This window comes from Rhizobium ecuadorense, assembly GCF_001187535.1.
Classification (GTDB): Bacteria; Pseudomonadota; Alphaproteobacteria; order Rhizobiales; family Rhizobiaceae; genus Rhizobium; species Rhizobium ecuadorense.
The window spans coordinates 1-409 of the sequence record NZ_LFIO01001368.1 but is presented as its reverse complement, the minus strand read 5'-3'; the positions used below and the strand labels follow the sequence as shown (position 1 = coordinate 409).

General features: G+C 47.2%; 1 protein-coding gene. It reads left to right on the top strand.

Annotated elements, in window-relative coordinates:
- Window positions 1–8: 8 nt before the first annotated feature.
- Window positions 9–409 (top strand): DNA methyltransferase (locus AF337_RS29500; protein ID WP_244471337.1); only part of this gene is annotated, 401 nt, incomplete at its 3' end.

The following is a 409-nucleotide window of genomic DNA, read 5'->3' as shown; positions in this document are numbered from 1 at the left end:
AGGTGCAGATGATCTACATCGATCCGCCCTATGGCATCAAATACGGATCAAACTTCCAGCCCTTCACGAACAAAAGAAAGCTGTCAGACTCGGATAAAGATGAGGACCTCAACCAAGAACCCGAGATGATCAAGGCCTTTCGGGACACGTGGGAACTCGGCATCCATTCATACCTCACCTATTTGCGTGACCGCTTAATATTGGCAAGAGAGCTGCTGAACGATAGTGGAGCAGTCTTCGTGCAGATATCTGATGAGAATGTACATTTGGTCAGGGGAGTGCTTGACGAAATATTCGGCGTTACAAATTTTGTCTCGCAGATATCATTCTCGAAAACAGGATCTGTGACTGGCAGCCACCTCGGAAAGGTTTGCGACATCCTGTTGTTTTACGCGAAGAACAAAGATCG